This is a genomic window from Colwellia sp. BRX8-5 (assembly GCF_014077325.1).
Taxonomy (GTDB): domain Bacteria; phylum Pseudomonadota; class Gammaproteobacteria; order Enterobacterales; family Alteromonadaceae; genus Colwellia_A.
Genome location: NZ_JACGVR010000001.1, coordinates 341,240 through 358,484 on the forward strand (window position 1 = coordinate 341,240; position 17,245 = coordinate 358,484).

Genomic DNA, 17,245 nt, shown 5'->3' on the forward strand with positions numbered 1-17,245 from the left:
ATAAAAATGAAGAAGAATCGTTTTGATGTTTATGTGAATCAGGCAATTCCTAAAAACAATTAACCTTGTATCCCTCGTTTAAACAGTCGTTAAGATGAATAACGGACTACGCTGTATTTACGCAAGCCCTCGAAACGACTTTCACTGGGCTTGCGGTACATTTTAGCCTCTTGAGTTAAAATCAATCAGATCTAACCACAACACACTTCATACTTGTTCAGTAAACATTTGTCATAAAACCGCAACAAAGATCAGTAAGAATCGGCATTAATTTATCTGTGAATACCCTTCAAGGATTGACTATGCGAGTATCAAGTTTTTCACGACTGTCTGTTATTGCCATTAGTATTTTTGCCGTTATATTCGTTGCAACTATGTATCATGTTGGAACTTCTCTTACATCAAGTCGGGGCCAGTACGCTGAATATCATGCATTAAAAACGTTAACCACCGTTAAGTTTTATCGCACCATTGCAACCTATCTACAAACTGGTGATGCCAGCATGCTTAATGCAGCACAAGAGCAACTCAACGAAATAATTACACGATCAACAAGCTTAGATATTGGTAACTTAAGCCATAACATTACTGAAGAAGCGGGCAAACTTAATAAAAATATTGAAACAAAGTATCGTGCCATGGGTAAGTTAAGTGGTAACCCACTCGCTTTGCTTCGTAACAGCGAACAGAATATGGTAGCTATTACTCACTCGCTGATAAAATATGCCTCTGAAAGTGAGGCGCTAGACGAACAGCAACGCATAAATTATTTAGTGACAATCGGCACTATTGCTCGCGCATTAAACTATTTAATCAACACGCGTGAAAAGTTGTTCCTTAGCCAAAACATTAGCGATACCGGCTTTAAAAATGCATTACAAGAATTAGCACAACGGCATCAACAATTAACAAACTATCCTTTATTGGCTATTTTCCTTGAAAGCGACAGTAATACTGATGAAGATGACTTTTTTTCCAATGACGATGACAAAGAAGACATCAGTGAAGAAGCGATTGATGAACTCAATTCACTCATTAATCGTTATCAAAGTGAGTTTGAAAACACCCTAAACTCACAGAATCAGCGCACCGCTGGCTTAGCACTACTCAAGAAAAATGTTACTGCATTAGAAGATATTATTCTTATCGCTGAAACAGAAATACTAAAGAAACAACAAGTGTTGAATCAGCAACTTTATCGAATAGTTATTGGTTTGCTATCCTTTTTAATCTGTTTCTTAGTCGCCAATTACTGGTTGCAACGCAGTGTTATTTTAAATCCGTTACGTAAATTACGAAATGGTTTTGTTCAACTTGTTGAACAAGGAAAGGTTGATAACATTACTGATATTTCAGCGGAAACTGAGCTTGGAGAAATATCGTCCAGTTTTAATAAAATGGTCAACAAACTTGCACAAGATGATAAAGCAAAAGCACAACAGCTTGATTTGGTCGCCAAAGCATTAACAACCATGGAAAGCCAAGTTAAAAACATTTATCAATCGTCAAATAGTACCAGCACGCATGTGCAAGGTGCTCGTGAAATAATGGATGCACTTGGGCAAGCAACTGAAACAGTCAATGCTTTATCAGAACAAGTTGTTAATAACGCAAAAGCCACGCAACAGGCAATGGAAACAAGTCAAAGCCGAGTTGCACAAGTGCTCGCCGCAAGCGACTCAACCAGCATCGCGGCACAACAAAGTAAAAGCGCAATAACCTCACTCTTTCAATCTGTTGATAGTGTTACCTCTATTGTTGACGTTATTAGTGCCATTGCCGACCAAACTAACCTACTGGCTTTAAACGCGGCAATTGAAGCCGCAAGAGCGGGTGAACACGGCAGAGGTTTTTCTGTCGTTGCCGATGAAGTCAGGCAACTAGCCGGTAAAACTCAAGATTCACTTAAACAGATATCACAACGCTTAGACCAACTGCAAAGTGCCAGTAATTCAATTGAAAAAACAATTATTGATATAGAAACAGCATCCCTCAATCAAAAAACAATTGCTGACCAATTACAAGAAACTGCGTTAGAAGTGACCGGACAGGCTAAAATATCCGCCACGGTCGCACAAGACTCTCTGACGCAAATAACGCTGCAACGCCAACATTTTATCGCTTTTGAGCAAGCGATGAGTAATGTTGATGAAGAAGTGAGCAACTCTCAAAAGCTTGCTAATATCATTTCAATTGATGTGAATAACCATGTTAGCGATATTGGCTTAACGCTCGATAAAAGCGCATAACACTTAATCATGCTGCTAATTAATTTAACCGTTTTTAACGATAAATAGATGCATGTCGGTGCGCTATATCCTAAAATGAAACAAGTAATGATATTCATTTTAGGATAGTTTATGGCAAAGGCGCTTTGTAAGTGGAAAAAAAAAGACATAGAAAAAAGTCTTCACGAACTTGCTCGTATTGTTGATAAACCATGTTTTATTTGTAAAGACTGTGCGCGTTCTGCAAACAGCAAAGATTTTTTATGTAAAGCGATAATACTGCCTTTACCCCATCAACATAGTTAACGTTAAATGAGAAGAATTTTATGATTGAAGAAAATAAACCCATGCCTTCAGGCGAATTGTCACAGTTAAAAGACGGCAACATGATTACCCATAATACCGATGAGCTTTTTGCCAACAAAAAAGTGGTGCTATTTGCCGTTCCCGGTGCTTTCACCCCAACTTGTTCAGCCGCTCATTTACCCGGCTATGTGGTATCAGCGGATGAATTAAAAGCTAAAGGTGTCGATGCCATTATCTGTTTATCGGTAAATGATGCTTTTGTAATGAATGCGTGGGGCGAAGCACAAAATGCTGAAAATATTATGATGCTTGCTGATGGCGACGGCAGTTACACTAAAGCACTTGGTTTAAGTATGGAGACCGCAGGATTTGGTGGTTTACGTTCTCAGCGTTATGCTATGGTCATTGAAAACGGTACAGTAACAAATTTACATATTGAAAAGCCTAAAGAATTTGAAGTAAGTACCGCTGAATCTATTCTAAAAACACTATAGATGAGATGTAATGATAATGATTTGTGTTGTTTATCATATTGTTTTTTATGACTTTTAAATCTTACAAATCAAAAATGTTACACTTTATAGCTTGTGTCCCAGCCATAGAACAGGCAAAATTTACTGATATTTTTTAATGAGGTACCAACATGTTAAAACCTGAAATGGTCAAACAACTAAATAAACAGATCAACTTAGAGTTTTACTCTTCCAACTTGTACTTACAAATGAGTGCCTGGTGTGAAGAAAAAGGCTTTGAAGGTGCAGCAATATTTATGCGTAAACATGCAGCAGAAGAAATGGACCACATGACACGCTTATTTACTTATGTCAGTGAAACAGGGGCATTACCTATTATAGGTACCATAGATGCGCCGCCACACGAATATAAGTCATTAGCTGACGTTTTCGAAAAAACTTATGAACATGAATGTTCAATTACCGAACGTATCAATTCTTTAGCGCATCAAGCCTTTACTAACCAAGACTATTCAACGTTTAATTTCTTGCAATGGTATGTAGCTGAGCAACATGAAGAGGAGACTTTGTTTAAAAGTGTCTTAGATAAAATTAACTTAGTAGGTCAAGACGGCCATGCTTTATTTTTTGTTGATAAAGATTTAGCCGAAATGGCTAAAGTAGGTACTACAAGTATCATGACGGGCGCACCCGTTTAGTCACAATCAATAATATACCGCATAAAAAAGGCTTCTATATGAAGCCTTTTTAAATAATAACCTCTCATTATTCGTTAAAAAACATATCCTTCACCACGAAAAGTTTTAATCCGTGATTTGTCAGTGTTCACCAATAACTTTTTCCTGATGGTTGAAATATGCATATTAATACTTCGATTAGACTCGACCAGGCTACGCTTAAATATATGCTCAGCGATACTTTCACGGGTAACTAGTTGTGGAAAATCACTCATCAGCAACCACAATAAATTAAATTCTAATCCGGTCAGTGTAACCAACTGGTTGCAGCAATAAACTTCTCGACTACCCGGAAAAATTTCTACATCGGCGATTATAATTTTATCAGATACCAACATTATATTGTTTGATCAAACAAACTCACTTTATAACCAGTAGGAGCAGTATCATCAACTTCAACAACCATAAATTGTTCTTTCGATTCTTCATCTAGGATGAGTTCAAAAGCATTTAAGATGATCTCACTGCTGTTGTCTTGAGCAACCACATAAACTTGGTAGGTATTATTTTTTAAATACACGAGTTCGCTGTTGGCAAAGCTAACGGCTGTTTTATAAAAAGCACTTTCAATGGTTTCATCACTTCGGACAAAATAAATAGTAAACGCACCAAATTCAGTACTGTCGACAAGATTAACCATTTTAATTTCATGATCATAAATACTCGTTCTACTACTATTGCTAACGACTAACGAATGCACATCTAGCTGTATCTCATCAATATTACCATCACCGTCTTCATCAACATCACCATCTCCATCGTCATCGACGGCCACTTCATCAATATAAAAGAAAGCGGTTTTATGGCTATTTTCTCCTAAAGAAAGTAAATGGTTTTTCAACAATAGTTCATTTCCATCACCGACGACCAAATCGACACTGTAGTCTCCTTTAACAAGTTCAATCGGCTGACTTAGCTCACCTAGCGATAAGGCTTCAATTTCTGGCGAGTCGTCTACACCATTTAAATATAAGGAAAATTCACCTTGATAATCAGGTAGTAAATCATGCTTACCAATCGCATTGTACGCATTAAGTTTTGCTTCTGAGTCGGTATTAATAAATGATTCTATGAGTGAATTAGACATTTTATCAAGCATATATGGTGAGCTTCCCACGCCATTATTTTCGCGTATTGCGATGATATATTGGCTACTGTATGAAAAGCTTATATCATTCGATTGAAACAAAATTTCAGTGCTTCCTGGTGTCGTGATATAAAAAATATAATCATCTTGGTCAAATTTTTGATTAACCGATAATTCTTGATAACTATAGCTGCCAATAAAGTTAGCTTCATTGAAGGTTTCATCTGCTTTATATAAATAGACATCGATACCTTCGCTATCGTCATGCATGTTCAGCACTCTAAAATTGAAGCGATCGTAGGTATCATCATCTTCATCATCAATAATATCTATATCGTAAGTGGTCACTGAAGGCGCTAAAATATCTTCTCCGATAACAATCAATTGAATCGCATCATTGTTAATTTTTATACTATCGGTATAAACGACCGTTAAGTCGCTACTGTCTGTGCTATCGCCATCTTGCCACGCCAGCTCATAGAAGTAAGAGCCATTGTCTACAATGTTTGCGTTTGATGCACTGCCATAAGGGACACCGTTATAAGTAAACTCAATTTCATCGTCACTTGTCGAAAAATCTTCATCTATCGTTAAATAGATCGCAGGAGAATTCTTCGTGGTGTTGTAGAGCTTCACATAACCTTCTGCATTAGAGTCACTATCAGACCCACCGCAGGCTGAAAGACTTAATATTACCGTCGTTACCATTAAAAACTTTATTCTTTTAATGCAAAGTATGTACTTTTTAGTATTCATTGACTCACCTAACTCTTTATTGTTGTCTGCGCTTTATTAGCCGTTTAAATATTGCCAATGAAATTTTGGCAGTTTCAATGGCAATAGAGTCACGTGCTGCTGATTAGTTCTGACATTTACACAATCTTTGCATTTCTTTATCTTGGCGGCTTTTTGTTTAAACAACATCTCGTGTAATAACACGACTATTCAAGATATAATGATTTATAAGAAATAAAGTAAACTTAAAATCATAGGAAAATGCTTTGCAAATTGACGTGTTAGTTATTGGTGCCGGTGCTGCAGGATTGATGTGTGCCGCAACAGCTGGTTATAGAGGCAAAAAAGTCGTTGTCGTCGATATGGGCAAGAAACCAGGCCGTAAAATACTGATCAGTGGTGGCGGACGCTGTAATTTCACTAATGAAGATGCCGGTGCTGAACACTATATTTGCCAAAATCCTCACTTCATAAAATCAGCATTAAGTCGTTATTCAGCACAAGACTTCATTGAACTTGTTGAACGCCATGGCGTAAATTATCATCATAAAACATTAGGGCAGTTATTTTGTGATGACAGTGCAAAAGATATTGTTGACGTTTTGATGACCGAATGTGATTGGGCAGGCGTTGAAGTTAAAATGCGTAATGAAGTACTTTCAGTCACTAAAACTGACAGTGGTTACCAAGTCCAAACAACAGAAGCGAGTTATAGCTGTAAATCATTAGTGGTCGCCTCTGGTGGCTTAACAATGCCGAAGCTTGGCGCAAGTCCTATTGGCTATAAAATAGCAGAACAGTTTGGCTTGAATGTATTACCAACAACAGCGGCATTAGTGCCTTTTACTTTACATGATCACGATAAAACCCGCTTTGATGGTTTATCTGGTATAAGTATATTTACCGAAGTCGCTAGTGACAGCGGCGAAACCTTTAAAGAAAATATTTTATTTACCCATCGAGGTTTGTCTGGCCCCGCCATTTTGCAAATATCCTCTTTTTGGCAAGCAGGTCAAGCAGTAACCATTAATTTGTTACCCGATCACAGCTTAAATGACATCATCGCTGAATGGCGCCAGCATCAAGCGCAAAAATCGCTTAAAAATTTGCTCGCGACCTTACTACCAAAAAGGTTCATTGAGTGCTTAATTGAAAGCAAAGACATTCCTGACAAAGCGGTTAACCAACTCAACCATGCAGAAATTCAAGCCATTCATGCTTTTATTCACCAATGGCAAATCAAGCCTAATGGTACTGAAGGTTATCGAACAGCGGAAGTTACACTTGGCGGTGTTGATACCGACGAATTATCTTCAAAATCTTTTGCCGCCAAAAAGAGCGATGATTTGTATTTTATTGGTGAAGTGATTGACGTTACGGGTTGGTTGGGTGGTTATAATTTTCAAGCGTGCTGGGCTCAAGGAGTGGCGACCGGCTTGGCGGTAGTGTGATAAATAATAGTATCTTAGTCTGCGCTATTCGGGTTGTTATTCTAACGTCTACTGACTCAACTAAGAACTACGCCCTATAAAACCACTACTCATCAGTAGTTATGCAGATTTTTGTTAAACCCCTTTTTAACAAATCTGGTTACGACCATTACATTTCGCTTGGTATAAGCGTTTATCTGCATTATTCATTATTTGGTCAATCGATTTGATCTCATTTGAACTTTCTACCACACCCACTGATACCGTGATCTTTAATGATTCATTTTCAAAAGGAATAATAAGGGCTTCTATTGATGCTCTTATTCGTTCGGCAATGATACTGGCATTATCTTTGTCAGTATTAGGTAATAATATGGCAAATTCTTCTCCACCCACCCTAGCAAAAGTATCATAGTTTCTTAGGTGCGTCTGAACATTGTCTGCAAACCCCTTTAAAAATGCATCACCGGCGGCGTGACCAAATTTATCATTAATATGCTTGAACTTATCTAAGTCCAGAAACATTATTGAAAATATTTTGTTTTTCCTGCTACTTCGATTGAACTCGGCCTCAGCTTTTTCATAAAAATAACGGCGATTATAAATACCGGTAAGAGAGTCTGTAGTAGCAAGCTTTTGAAATTGTTCAGACATAAGCTGTAACGCTCTCGCGTTTGCCTTTTTTTCTGTAATATCTGTGATGTACATATAAAGGTAATCATTGTGAACAATCTGTTCGGTAACGAGAAACCACTGATCTTCTTGGGTATCGACTTCAAACGTTCTATAAGGACAACTTCTTCTCTTCGCTGAGGCATTAGATAACCAAGCTTCTATAGTTGTAAATTCAATATTAATCCCTTTTGAACGATTGAAGCAGTCTGCACTTAGCTCAGAAAAGCTTTTGTTAAGCGCCTCTTCAGCAGACATACCAAATAATCGACCGATAGCATCATTACAATAAATGAGACGATCATCTCTATTGAAAATTCCGACTCCATCTTTAGTTAATGCTAAAGACTCAATGATTATCTTCTCAATTGAAATATCCATCATTTACTTATCCCATTACAAAGATACCGCTAACGTACCTTAGCTAACTCCCAGAGTGCCGTTAACTTATCGACAAATAATTTATCGCCTGTATTTGTCGAAGCAACAAACAGTTTAAAGTTAGTGTCATCAAGACGAGTAACCGTCACTATGGTATTTTCATCTGTTGCTTTGCCATAAGTAACACTGATGTCTTTAATCTCATGAAATTGGACTTTTTCAAGCTGGAAACCATCATTGTCATCTTGCCAATAAGAGAAAACTTCTTTATCGGTAAAGCCATTTCCGTCATCACGAATAGTTAGAAAAGCATCACTATAAAAATAATGGATCGTTTCATCGGCAGCAACAACATTCTGTCGATAAAGATATTTCATGTCGTGTTGCATAATTTCATTTTGCGAAATAACCGAATCACTTGGCAAAAAAGGCGTTTCTTGGGCGACGGTAAAACTCAGCAGTGGTAAACATAATATAATCGCAACAATGCTGTGTATATTCCATCTTGAATTGTACTGAATGGCCTCACTGTTTCGATCGTTAATACTATTAATGTATTTTACAAAAGGAATGAAGAGTAAAGGTAATAGCATTATCAATACATTCAAAACCTTTTGCTCTGTATAGTTACCCACTAATGAGAGTATTAAATACACCAATGCAAAAATTACCGCTATAAAAGGCAGCATCACTTTGTTTTTATCAAAACGTTCAATACTGTCATTTTTTAATGCTAAAAATAGTGGATAGAACCAAATGATAGAAAAGAAACCTCGTACGATTGGCATGATATCGCTTTGCTGCTTTTGTTTAATAACCTGCCAATTTCGATACATCCAATAGGCACTATAAAGTCCAAAGGTAAAAAATGACAGGGTAATAAATTTAACTAGTGCTACAGGAAAAAAATGACTATTAGCAAATACCGGTCGTTTATTAGACTCGATTCGCCAGCTAACAAGAAGTGCAACCAAGCCGATAGCATAAGTCCACATTGCGATAAGCATCCAACTCGCTAAAGGGCTTTCTTCATCGTCAACGTCAACCGTACTGGCTGTCTGTTTCGCATATTTAGTAATGCCGTAGTAAGCTTTACTTCTTAACGTTTTTCTTGCAGCAAGATAACTTTCCACTTCATTTGCCGGAATATGATCAGTCTTAGAGCGGTATTCAAAGGTTAAGTTTAAGATATTATCGGTAAAGGAAACATCGCGTTTAAAAAAGAAAAAATCATTGTCTTCAACGAAGCTATCATCATCAAATTCCCAGTTTTGTTCTTCGAATTCTAAGGTGATTTTATTAATAATATTATTTGGGTAAGCGAACCACAGCGGCGCAACTCTTGCGACTTGCTTGGGCTTATAAACAGCATTTCTGATATCCGTAGGATAGAAGCTTCTTTCATAATCAACCTCTCCTTTTTTCCAAAATTCGTTAATCGTGTAGCTTTCGGCTAATTTCAAAACGCCTGTTGAATAATCTGTTGTAATATCAACGGCGGAAGTAGCTGTTAATTTAGGATAAGTACTTTGATAAAAGGTTTCATAGTCTGTGGAAAGTTTCTTTTTACCCGCTTGTTCAATTTGACTGTGCTTAGTTTGCGCGGTATCACCTAAATATTCACTGACAATATAATAGGGTACTGCTTGCTCTACATTTTCGCCAATAACATAACGGTCTTCAACATGAGTATAAGAATTTGACTGACTATTAGCCATTGATGTTAATGCTGTTTCTCCCGGTTTGACTACCAACGCAAATCCATAATCGGGTTGAAAAAGGTAGGCTAAACGCCCTTCTTGATAACTTAACGTCGGATCTAACCAAATACGTTTACCATTAAATTCTAAGGTAACAATAACGTGATTAAACAAATTAACCGCAGGGAGTTGTTCAACAAGAAATTTAGTTTCTTCGGTATTAACTAAGGCGGGATATGCATCAATGCCCAATGCCTTTAACAGCGTAATAAACAATAAGGCTTTGTCTTTACAGTCGCCATATTTCAACGCTAAGGTTTCATGGGCCGGTGTCGGTAAATGGGAATTAACCCCCATTTCTAAGCCAACATAGCGTATATTGTCTTGCGTATATTTTAATGCTGCTGCAATTTGCTCTGCTTGGCTTTTATTTTTTTGCTGAAGCTCATTAGCAATTTCAATAATCGTTTTATGTTGTTCACTCGGTTGATATAAGGTTTCAGCCCAGACAGCAACATCGCCCCAGTTTTTACTTTCACTAAAGGATACTAAGCCATAAGGTTCATACCAACCCGGCACTTCGCTTGCTGATGACAGTGTTTCAGCGTTATGCATATGCACTTGGTATTCGGTGTACTCACCCAGTTTTTTTTCTGTAATTGGCACTGACACATTGCGCGTGCTGGAAAATAAAGGCTTACTTTTCCCCCAAAGCACTCGAACAAATTGATCTCGTATTGGTACACTCCAACTCAGTGTTCGGCTATAAGCGAAAATACCTTTATAAACCGGGTTGTCGCCATAACGCGTAAAACTATAATCAATGGTGTCACCCTCTTGAATATCGTCAATAAGGATATTGAGTGTTAAGGAGCCATTGTAAATTTGATTTTCTAATTCGGTTTCTCGGTTTAATAATGAAATCTTTGCACTCGACAATTTGTCAATACGTTGCCCATCTCGAATAACGAACAAGGTATTGAGTACCAGCTTTCGGTAAGTAGGGTCAAAATCGAGATTTATTTGCGAGATATAATCAACACCAGCTTGGTTTACAACTGTTTGAACATAGCGAGAATACCAAGCACTTTGTTGTTTTTCAGATAATTTCCTTTGTGAATCCAGTAATTGATAAAATACACCATCGGTTATTTCGTCTACGGGAATGTCTTTTGCTAGTGTGATATCACGAGACTCAACCCAAGTAGGGGCTGCTTCAATATAAATGTCATCATATTTTTCGCCGTGCGTTAAGCCGCTCAGTAAGAGTAATAAGGCACTAACGATAAATATTTTTATTGGGGGTAAAGAATTGAAAATACGCAAAAAAAATCCTTTTTGTTTTTATTATCTAGCTAGTTTGCCTTTAATGAGGTCAATAAAGCAACATTTTTAACAACATTAGCCATGCGAATCAAAAAACTACACTACCCATAAAAGTAAAGTCAGCTTAGGTTTTTCTTGCTATGCTTGTCGAGCTACACTGTCGCCCTACAATTCAAGCGTAAATAATCTATGACTATAAATATAGAGACCAGCAACTGCCCTCTTTGCCAACAAAAAAATCGTTGTGATGTCAATTCACCTCAGCAATGTTGGTGCACTTTAGAAAAAGTGCCCAAAGCCTTAATTCAACAAGTTCCTGATAAAGCCAAGGGTAAAAGTTGTATCTGCCAAGCATGTATTAGAAAATTTAATTTAACTGAAAAAGATAACTTCACAGCACTTTAACGAAATTCTCAACTCGCTAATCTTTTAAATATTTAGCACTGCAAGCACTTAATCAACAGAGAAAAAAACACTTTCCCTATTTACTGTAAATGTTACTACTGAGTGTTTTCTCTTTATGTCCTAATACCAAGGAAAAGCAATGTTAGCTGATGCACAAAAAATAGCGGTAACATTAACTGGAACTCGTCGCCCGTGGAGCGCTACAGCAACGTTAGGGTTAACCTTACTGTTTTTTATCCTCTACTTTATTATTTCGATTACTGTTCTTGCTATAGCCGCAGGCATAGAAGTCGCCGCACCAGCAATGAGTATAGATCGCGTCCTAACCGCTGGAGTAAAAATAAGTCAAAGATTAGCACTCGATGGTGACTTTAATGCGATTAACTATCTGATCACGGCTTTATGTTTAACCCCCTTGATCTTTTATTGCGCAGCAAGAAGAAAGCTAACAACAGCTGCGGCCTATTTAGGTTTTAACAAATGGCCAAATAAAGCCAACTTCATTAATTATAATCTTGTCCTAATAGGTTATTTTATCTTTTCTTACTTTGCCTCAGATGCCTTAGGTATAAAAACGCCACAAAGTATGATAAATATTTATAACACTACTGATTATCTATTCTTGCTCTTTATTGCCGTCGTGATAGCCGCCCCATTTTTTGAAGAACTTATTTTTAGGGGCTTTATCTTTAAAGGATTAGCAAGCTCGCCTTTAGGTGTTATTGTTACGATTATTATAACCAGTGTGTTATTTACTTTAATTCATGCGGGCCAGTACGATATAAACATACTCGTGGTATTATTTCCTTTAGCCATTATTTTAGGTGTATCACGCTATAGTAGCGGTGGTATTTACCTACCGATTTACCTGCACTTTATAAATAATTTATACTCCAGTGTAACTATGTATTTATTCATGAACTAGCTAGATAGCGATAACATTAACCCTAGTGAGATTAATTCATTTCATTATTAACGATGAGCGTAGCAATGAACGAACTTTATCCAGAAATCACACCTTTTGATCATTTTTTATTACCCGTTGGTGACCAACATAAACTCTATGTAGAACAATGTGGTAATCCAAAAGGACAAGCCGTTGTTTTTATTCATGGTGGACCAGGAGCCGGGAGTTCAGCCAATGACCGACGTTTCTTTGATCCTGAGAAATATCTCATTATATTATTTGACCAACGTGGCTGTGGTCGTTCGTTGCCTTTTGGTAGTTTAGATAATAATAATACTCAGTTATTAGTTGCCGATATTGAGAAAATTCGTCTAAAGCTAAAGATTAAAAAATGGCATGCTTTTGGTGGTTCTTGGGGATCAACACTGGCTTTAGTCTATGCACAAACTCACCCTGAATCAGTGATCAGCTTGGTATTACGCGGTATTTTTTTAGGGCGTGCCGAGGATACTCGATGGGCATTTGAAGGCGGAGGTGGTACTCGAATTTTTCCTGATTATTGGCAAGAGTATCTTGATGCTCTGCCTAATGGTGAAATTCAGACCGGTGTTAAAACAGCCTACGACATTATGACAGGTGACGATAAAGTAGCTGCAGAGCGAGTTGCTCAAGCATGGGCTAAATGGGAGATCCGTTGTTGCACGCTAAAGCCTAACGAAGAGTTTGTTGCTGCACTCACCGGCGATGATTCTTCTTGGACTCTCTCTCGCCATGAAGCTCATTATATGGTGCATGGCTGCTTTTTGTCGGAAAATCAGATACTAAAAAATTGTCATAAGATTGAAAATATTCCTATGGTTATTGTTCATGGCCGTTACGATATTGTCTGCCCTTTTGACAATGCTTGGCTCTTACATCAACAACTGCCAAATTCTACATTGTTCAGTACAATTGCTGGCCATGCTTCAATTGAACCGGAAACAAGAGATCAGTTAATTAATGCCACCAATAAAATGCTAACGCTATAATATTGTTTATTATGAGCTTTTTTTAATGATATGGCTTGCTTACTTTCATTATTGTTAAAAGTACTACTGTAAAAAATAGTAATAATTCTCTACACTAAGCCAATAATTATACAATATAAAACGCTTAGGATTAAAAAATGAGAATTGCCCCCACAGTTCTTTTAGCATTAATAGTGTCTTTTTCAAGTCACTCATTACCTGTTAAAGACAACGTTACACATTATAAAGTGACTTTCGAAAACGCGGTTCATCATGAAGCGCGAATTTCGGTAACCTTTCCAGACATTGAAAGCCAAGTTTTGACCGTTCAAATGAGCCGCACCTCTCCAGGGCGCTATGCTTTACATGAATTTGCTAAAAACGTTTATAACGTGACTGCTGTAAACAGTATGGGCGAGCCCTTAGAAATTACGCGACCTAACCCTTATCAGTGGGCAATCGACAATCACGATGGTGAGGTAACCGTAACGTACACCTTATTTGGTGACCGCGCTGATGGTACTTATGCTCAAATAGACAGAACACATGCTCACTTGAATATTCCTGCTACGTTTATGTGGGCATCAAACCATGAGAAGCGTCCTATAAAAGTAACATTTGAACCTTTTAGTTCAACATGGAAAGTGGCCACTCAGCTACAAAAAACCCAAGATAAATATACCTTCACTGCCCCCAACTTAGCCTATTTTATGGACAGCCCAACAGAGCTTAGTGACCACCAAGTAAAAAGCTGGACTGTTCACTCAAGTGGCAAAGATTACCAAATTAACTTAGCTGTGCATCACAATGGTCTAGAGGAAGATTTAGTTGAATTTACCCGTCAAGCTAAAGCTGTAGTTGCTGAACAAATTAAAGTTTATGGCGAATTACCTGCTTTTGATTACGGAGAATACACTTTTATTGCCTGTTATTTACCCCACGTCAATCGCGATGGCATGGAGCATAGAAACTCAACAATTCTCACTAATACTCAATCATTAGATGAAGGGAATTTTTCACAATTAGGCACCTTATCACATGAGTTCTTTCATGCTTGGAATGTTGAACGCATAAGACCTAAAGCATTAGAACCTTTTAACTTCAGTGCTCATAACATGACAACAAACTTATGGTTCGCCGAAGGTTTTACTTCTTACTATGACAAATTAATGATCCGCAGGGCGCAAGAGTCTACGGTTGATGAATACTTAAAAGCTGTTACCAAGACGGTTAATCAGGTTGAGCAAGTACCTGGTCGAAAATTTTTCACCCCTGAAGGTGCGAGTATGCTGGCAACGTTTACCGATGCGGGTACTGCTATTGATAAAACTAATTTTAGTAATACCTTTTTCAGCTATTACAGCTATGGCAGTGCCATGGCATTAGCACTAGATTTATCTATTCGCCAGCAATTTCCAGGAAAATCACTTGATGATTTTATGAGAAAAATGTGGACAGATTTTGGTAAACCAGAAATTCCTTACACCCGTGAAGATTTGCGCCATACCTTAGGGACTTTATTAAATAATGATACCTTTGCTAAGCAGTTCTTTGAGCAATATATTTATGGACAAGTAAAACCTGATTACGCATCACTATTAACTCATGCTGGCTTAAAAATAGTTAGTGCTCACCCAGGTGATGCTTTTTTAGGTCAGGTTAAATTTAATTTTAGTGGCGAAGCTGCCATTATTGAGAAACCAATAAAAATTGGCTCTCCTCTTTATCAAGCAGGTCTTGAACGTACTGACCAAATAGTTAAAGTAGGTCGAAGAACTATAGGTAACGACAGTCAATGGACAAGTGCATTAGAGCAATTTAAACCGGGTGAAAGTACAACGATTGAATACATTCAACGTGGCGAAAAACTATCAACCACGATTACCTTTATTGAAAATCCAGAAGTGAAAGTAATAGCCCTAGATGATGAAGAGATAAGTGAATCACAAAAAGCATTTTTATTGTCATGGCTTGGCGCAGATAAACCAGAAGAAAATAGCGATAAAAATAAATAGAGTCCTAACTCCTAACCTGTAAAAGTTACGCTAGAAGTAAAGTTAACCTAACCATTAACTTTACTTCTTTCAATTGCTTATTGTAAGTTTACATTTTAATCACTTTTATATTACATTTATTACAAATGATAATTATTACCAATAAAGGCTTTATTTTTATGGTGATTCAGTTGTAATATATCGGCTATAATTTGTTGTTATGCTAAGAGCTAGTTTCTTTTTAGCGTATTTTATAGGACTTGTTTGTGTCATATTGCCAAGAAAAAATCGAAGAGTTTACTCATCCCATAATTCATTTATTAGGCGAGCAATTAACATGGCGCTGGGAAGACAGATTTTCCGCTATGCTGTCTGAATTCTCTCGTGATAAAAAAGATAAAACGCTAGACGCACTTCGCCAACAATTTCAACATGAATGGAATAAAAAAACGGCAAAAAAAGCACCACAAGAAATTAAAGAATACTTAGGTCCCTTAATTAAACTTAACAAAGATCAACTTATTTTAGCTCGACCAGCCACAGATTCAACACCAGCGATTATAGCGTTATGGTGGCCTTGGGGACACGGAGGCACTTATTCATTGCGTTTAGCCGTATTAGATTCACCTTACGAATACGATGAGTCTGCACAAAGTGATGGAAAGCTCCTTAGCCGCATAAAGAATATGTTTTCTTAATGAACATCGACAATAAATCCGATATTGCAGTCTCTTACTTTTAAATCTATACCCACCAAGTCTATTTAGGTTCTATTTGTCTATATGAAAATTAACACCTTGCTCTGATAATACCTTGATAAAGTCACTTTTACTGCACTGTGCAACTTGCTGGCAAACAATAAGGTATTTATCTATGGCGGGTTGGTGGTCTTGTAAGGCCGCTTCTTGTAACCAAAATAGTGCTTGGTTTAAGTCTTGCTCACCATGCTTACCTGTGATGTAAAGTTCAGCTAAATTAACTTGCCCAAGCTTATAGCCTCTTTCAGCTGAGAGGTTGAATTTTTCAAAGGCTAATTCGATATGGTTATCTATATAGCTCGCTTCTAAAAAAGCTAAACCTGAATTGTTCTGTCTTGCGCCAGGGAAGTAAGTACTACTTAAAAAACGCTTTTTCGCGGTTACAACGGGCTTACCCCTTAATTCATTTTTAATCGGTCTTTCAACCCGATAAATAGCACCTTGCGTGCGCATTTTATGTAATTCAGCAAAACTGTAATGATATTCTTTTCTTGAAAAAAAACTAAAGTGAGTTACATGCCCGACTCTAATGCTTTCATCTGCACCATGCTGCATTCGATAAAATAATCGGCTATAGACCACGGTTGCTACATCACCGGTAATATCAGTAACCTTCCCAACACGGTATTTTTCATTGGGTCGTAACTCACTAGAAAGATACCGAAAATCAACATGGTAGAAGTCATTAACAGCAGGGTTTTCGATAAACTGATCAGACAATTGATGTTGCTTGATTTCACCTTGTACTAAGTAACCTAGGAACATTAACGTTAAAAGCGACCCTAAAAATTTACTGGACAATCGCCAAGCGGGAAATAGATTTTTTGACAATTCTTTGACACGCTGTTTTGGTAAAGTAGCTGCATCGGTTTGAACCCAGCATTGCTGACATTGAATAATAGTACTTTTTTTAACCGGGTAAAATGGAATAGACTCAATAAAAAAGAAGGCATATTTAATCACGCCTTTCACCTGATGATGCTTACAACCACAATCAGGGCAAGTTAACTCATTGATTATACTACCTTCAATTATTGATTCACTGTATTCCATTGTATACTCTTTTTTTATTCCATTATTTTTTATACCATTGGTACAA

Annotated in this window: 15 protein-coding genes; 10 read left to right on the forward strand and 5 right to left on the reverse strand. The window is 37.3% G+C overall.

Annotated elements, in window-relative coordinates:
• Positions 1 to 302 precede the first annotated feature (302 nt).
• From H4J62_RS01380 to ftnA, 4 genes are all read left to right on the forward strand, one after another.
• Positions 303 to 2,249, forward strand: a complete 1,947-nt coding sequence (locus H4J62_RS01380) for a methyl-accepting chemotaxis protein (RefSeq protein WP_182215320.1) — start codon at positions 303 to 305, stop codon at positions 2,247 to 2,249.
• Positions 2,250 to 2,360: 111 nt separating this feature from the next.
• Positions 2,361 to 2,534 carry a hypothetical protein gene (locus H4J62_RS01385; protein ID WP_182215318.1) on the forward strand — a complete coding sequence of 58 codons (174 nt, stop codon included), beginning with the start codon at positions 2,361 to 2,363 and terminating at the stop codon, positions 2,532 to 2,534.
• A gap of 20 nt (positions 2,535 to 2,554) precedes the next feature.
• The gene (locus H4J62_RS01390; RefSeq protein ID WP_182215316.1) at positions 2,555 to 3,028 is read left to right on the forward strand and encodes a peroxiredoxin; all 474 of its coding nucleotides are present in this window, start codon (positions 2,555 to 2,557) and stop codon (positions 3,026 to 3,028) included.
• A 149-nt stretch (positions 3,029 to 3,177) separates the two neighbouring features.
• Positions 3,178 to 3,705 carry a non-heme ferritin gene (gene ftnA / locus H4J62_RS01395; RefSeq protein ID WP_182215314.1) on the forward strand — a complete coding sequence of 176 codons (528 nt, stop codon included), beginning with the start codon at positions 3,178 to 3,180 and terminating at the stop codon, positions 3,703 to 3,705.
• 74 nt (positions 3,706 to 3,779) lie between these two features.
• Here ftnA and H4J62_RS01400 read toward each other — a convergent pair whose 3' ends face one another.
• Both H4J62_RS01400 and H4J62_RS01405 read right to left on the reverse strand, forming a co-directional pair.
• Complete coding sequence (locus H4J62_RS01400) at positions 3,780 to 4,082, reverse strand: winged helix-turn-helix domain-containing protein (RefSeq protein WP_182215312.1); 303 nt, start codon at positions 4,080 to 4,082, stop codon at positions 3,780 to 3,782.
• Entirely contained in the window at positions 4,082 to 5,587 is a 1,506-nt protein-coding gene (locus H4J62_RS01405; RefSeq protein WP_182215310.1) for a hypothetical protein, read from the reverse strand. Before H4J62_RS01405 ends, H4J62_RS01400 begins: the two co-directional genes overlap by 1 nt.
• Before the next feature lie 245 nt (positions 5,588 to 5,832).
• On the opposite strand from H4J62_RS01405, the gene H4J62_RS01410 reads away from it, so the two are divergent.
• A complete protein-coding gene (locus H4J62_RS01410) occupies positions 5,833 to 7,017 on the forward strand; it encodes an NAD(P)/FAD-dependent oxidoreductase (protein ID WP_259364703.1) in 1,185 nt (394 codons plus the stop codon).
• Positions 7,018 to 7,143: 126 nt separating this feature from the next.
• Here the strand turns inward: H4J62_RS01410 and H4J62_RS01415 are convergent, their stop codons facing one another.
• Both H4J62_RS01415 and H4J62_RS01420 read right to left on the reverse strand, forming a co-directional pair.
• Positions 7,144 to 8,052, reverse strand: a complete 909-nt coding sequence (locus H4J62_RS01415; protein WP_182215308.1) for a GGDEF domain-containing protein — start codon at positions 8,050 to 8,052, stop codon at positions 7,144 to 7,146.
• A gap of 26 nt (positions 8,053 to 8,078) precedes the next feature.
• Entirely contained in the window at positions 8,079 to 11,075 is a 2,997-nt protein-coding gene (locus H4J62_RS01420) for a DUF3857 domain-containing protein (RefSeq protein WP_182215306.1), read from the reverse strand.
• 189 nt (positions 11,076 to 11,264) lie between these two features.
• Between H4J62_RS01420 and H4J62_RS01425 the strand changes: the two genes are divergently transcribed.
• From H4J62_RS01425 to H4J62_RS01445, 5 genes are all read left to right on the forward strand, one after another.
• Positions 11,265 to 11,480, forward strand: coding sequence for a cysteine-rich CWC family protein (locus H4J62_RS01425; protein WP_182215305.1), 216 nt, complete (start codon positions 11,265 to 11,267; stop codon positions 11,478 to 11,480).
• 139 nt (positions 11,481 to 11,619) lie between these two features.
• Positions 11,620 to 12,405, forward strand: a complete 786-nt coding sequence (locus H4J62_RS01430; protein ID WP_182215303.1) for a CPBP family intramembrane glutamic endopeptidase — start codon at positions 11,620 to 11,622, stop codon at positions 12,403 to 12,405.
• 65 nt (positions 12,406 to 12,470) lie between these two features.
• Positions 12,471 to 13,415: a prolyl aminopeptidase gene (pip, locus tag H4J62_RS01435; protein WP_182215301.1), complete on the forward strand. Its 945-nt coding sequence runs from the start codon at positions 12,471 to 12,473 to the stop codon at positions 13,413 to 13,415.
• A gap of 137 nt (positions 13,416 to 13,552) precedes the next feature.
• On the forward strand, positions 13,553 to 15,409 hold the full coding sequence (locus H4J62_RS01440) for a M61 family metallopeptidase (protein WP_182215300.1): 1,857 nt from the start codon (positions 13,553 to 13,555) through the stop codon (positions 15,407 to 15,409).
• Between the two features lie 245 nt (positions 15,410 to 15,654).
• Positions 15,655 to 16,086: a hypothetical protein gene (locus H4J62_RS01445; RefSeq protein WP_182215298.1), complete on the forward strand. Its 432-nt coding sequence runs from the start codon at positions 15,655 to 15,657 to the stop codon at positions 16,084 to 16,086.
• A gap of 72 nt (positions 16,087 to 16,158) precedes the next feature.
• Here H4J62_RS01445 and H4J62_RS01450 read toward each other — a convergent pair whose 3' ends face one another.
• Complete coding sequence (locus H4J62_RS01450) at positions 16,159 to 17,199, reverse strand: tetratricopeptide repeat protein (RefSeq protein WP_182215297.1); 1,041 nt, start codon at positions 17,197 to 17,199, stop codon at positions 16,159 to 16,161.
• Between the last annotated feature and the right edge of the window lie 46 nt (positions 17,200 to 17,245).

Excerpts from the sequence above, each read along its gene's own strand:
- H4J62_RS01440 (WP_182215300.1), top strand. The coding sequence starts at position 13,553 with ATGAGAATTGCCCCCACAGTTCTTTTAGCATTAATAGTGTCTTTTTCA.
- H4J62_RS01405 (WP_182215310.1), bottom strand. The coding sequence starts at position 5,587 with ATGAATACTAAAAAGTACATACTTTGCATTAAAAGAATAAAGTTTTTA.
- H4J62_RS01390 (WP_182215316.1), top strand. The coding sequence starts at position 2,555 with ATGATTGAAGAAAATAAACCCATGCCTTCAGGCGAATTGTCACAGTTA.
- H4J62_RS01415 (WP_182215308.1), bottom strand. The coding sequence starts at position 8,052 with ATGATGGATATTTCAATTGAGAAGATAATCATTGAGTCTTTAGCATTA.
- H4J62_RS01425 (WP_182215305.1), top strand. The coding sequence starts at position 11,265 with ATGACTATAAATATAGAGACCAGCAACTGCCCTCTTTGCCAACAAAAA.
- ftnA (WP_182215314.1), top strand. The coding sequence starts at position 3,178 with ATGTTAAAACCTGAAATGGTCAAACAACTAAATAAACAGATCAACTTA.
- H4J62_RS01400 (WP_182215312.1), bottom strand. The coding sequence starts at position 4,082 with ATGTTGGTATCTGATAAAATTATAATCGCCGATGTAGAAATTTTTCCG.
- H4J62_RS01380 (WP_182215320.1), top strand. The coding sequence starts at position 303 with ATGCGAGTATCAAGTTTTTCACGACTGTCTGTTATTGCCATTAGTATT.
- H4J62_RS01430 (WP_182215303.1), top strand. The coding sequence starts at position 11,620 with ATGTTAGCTGATGCACAAAAAATAGCGGTAACATTAACTGGAACTCGT.
- H4J62_RS01385 (WP_182215318.1), top strand. The coding sequence starts at position 2,361 with ATGGCAAAGGCGCTTTGTAAGTGGAAAAAAAAAGACATAGAAAAAAGT.
- H4J62_RS01450 (WP_182215297.1), bottom strand. The coding sequence starts at position 17,199 with ATGGAATACAGTGAATCAATAATTGAAGGTAGTATAATCAATGAGTTA.
- pip (WP_182215301.1), top strand. The coding sequence starts at position 12,471 with ATGAACGAACTTTATCCAGAAATCACACCTTTTGATCATTTTTTATTA.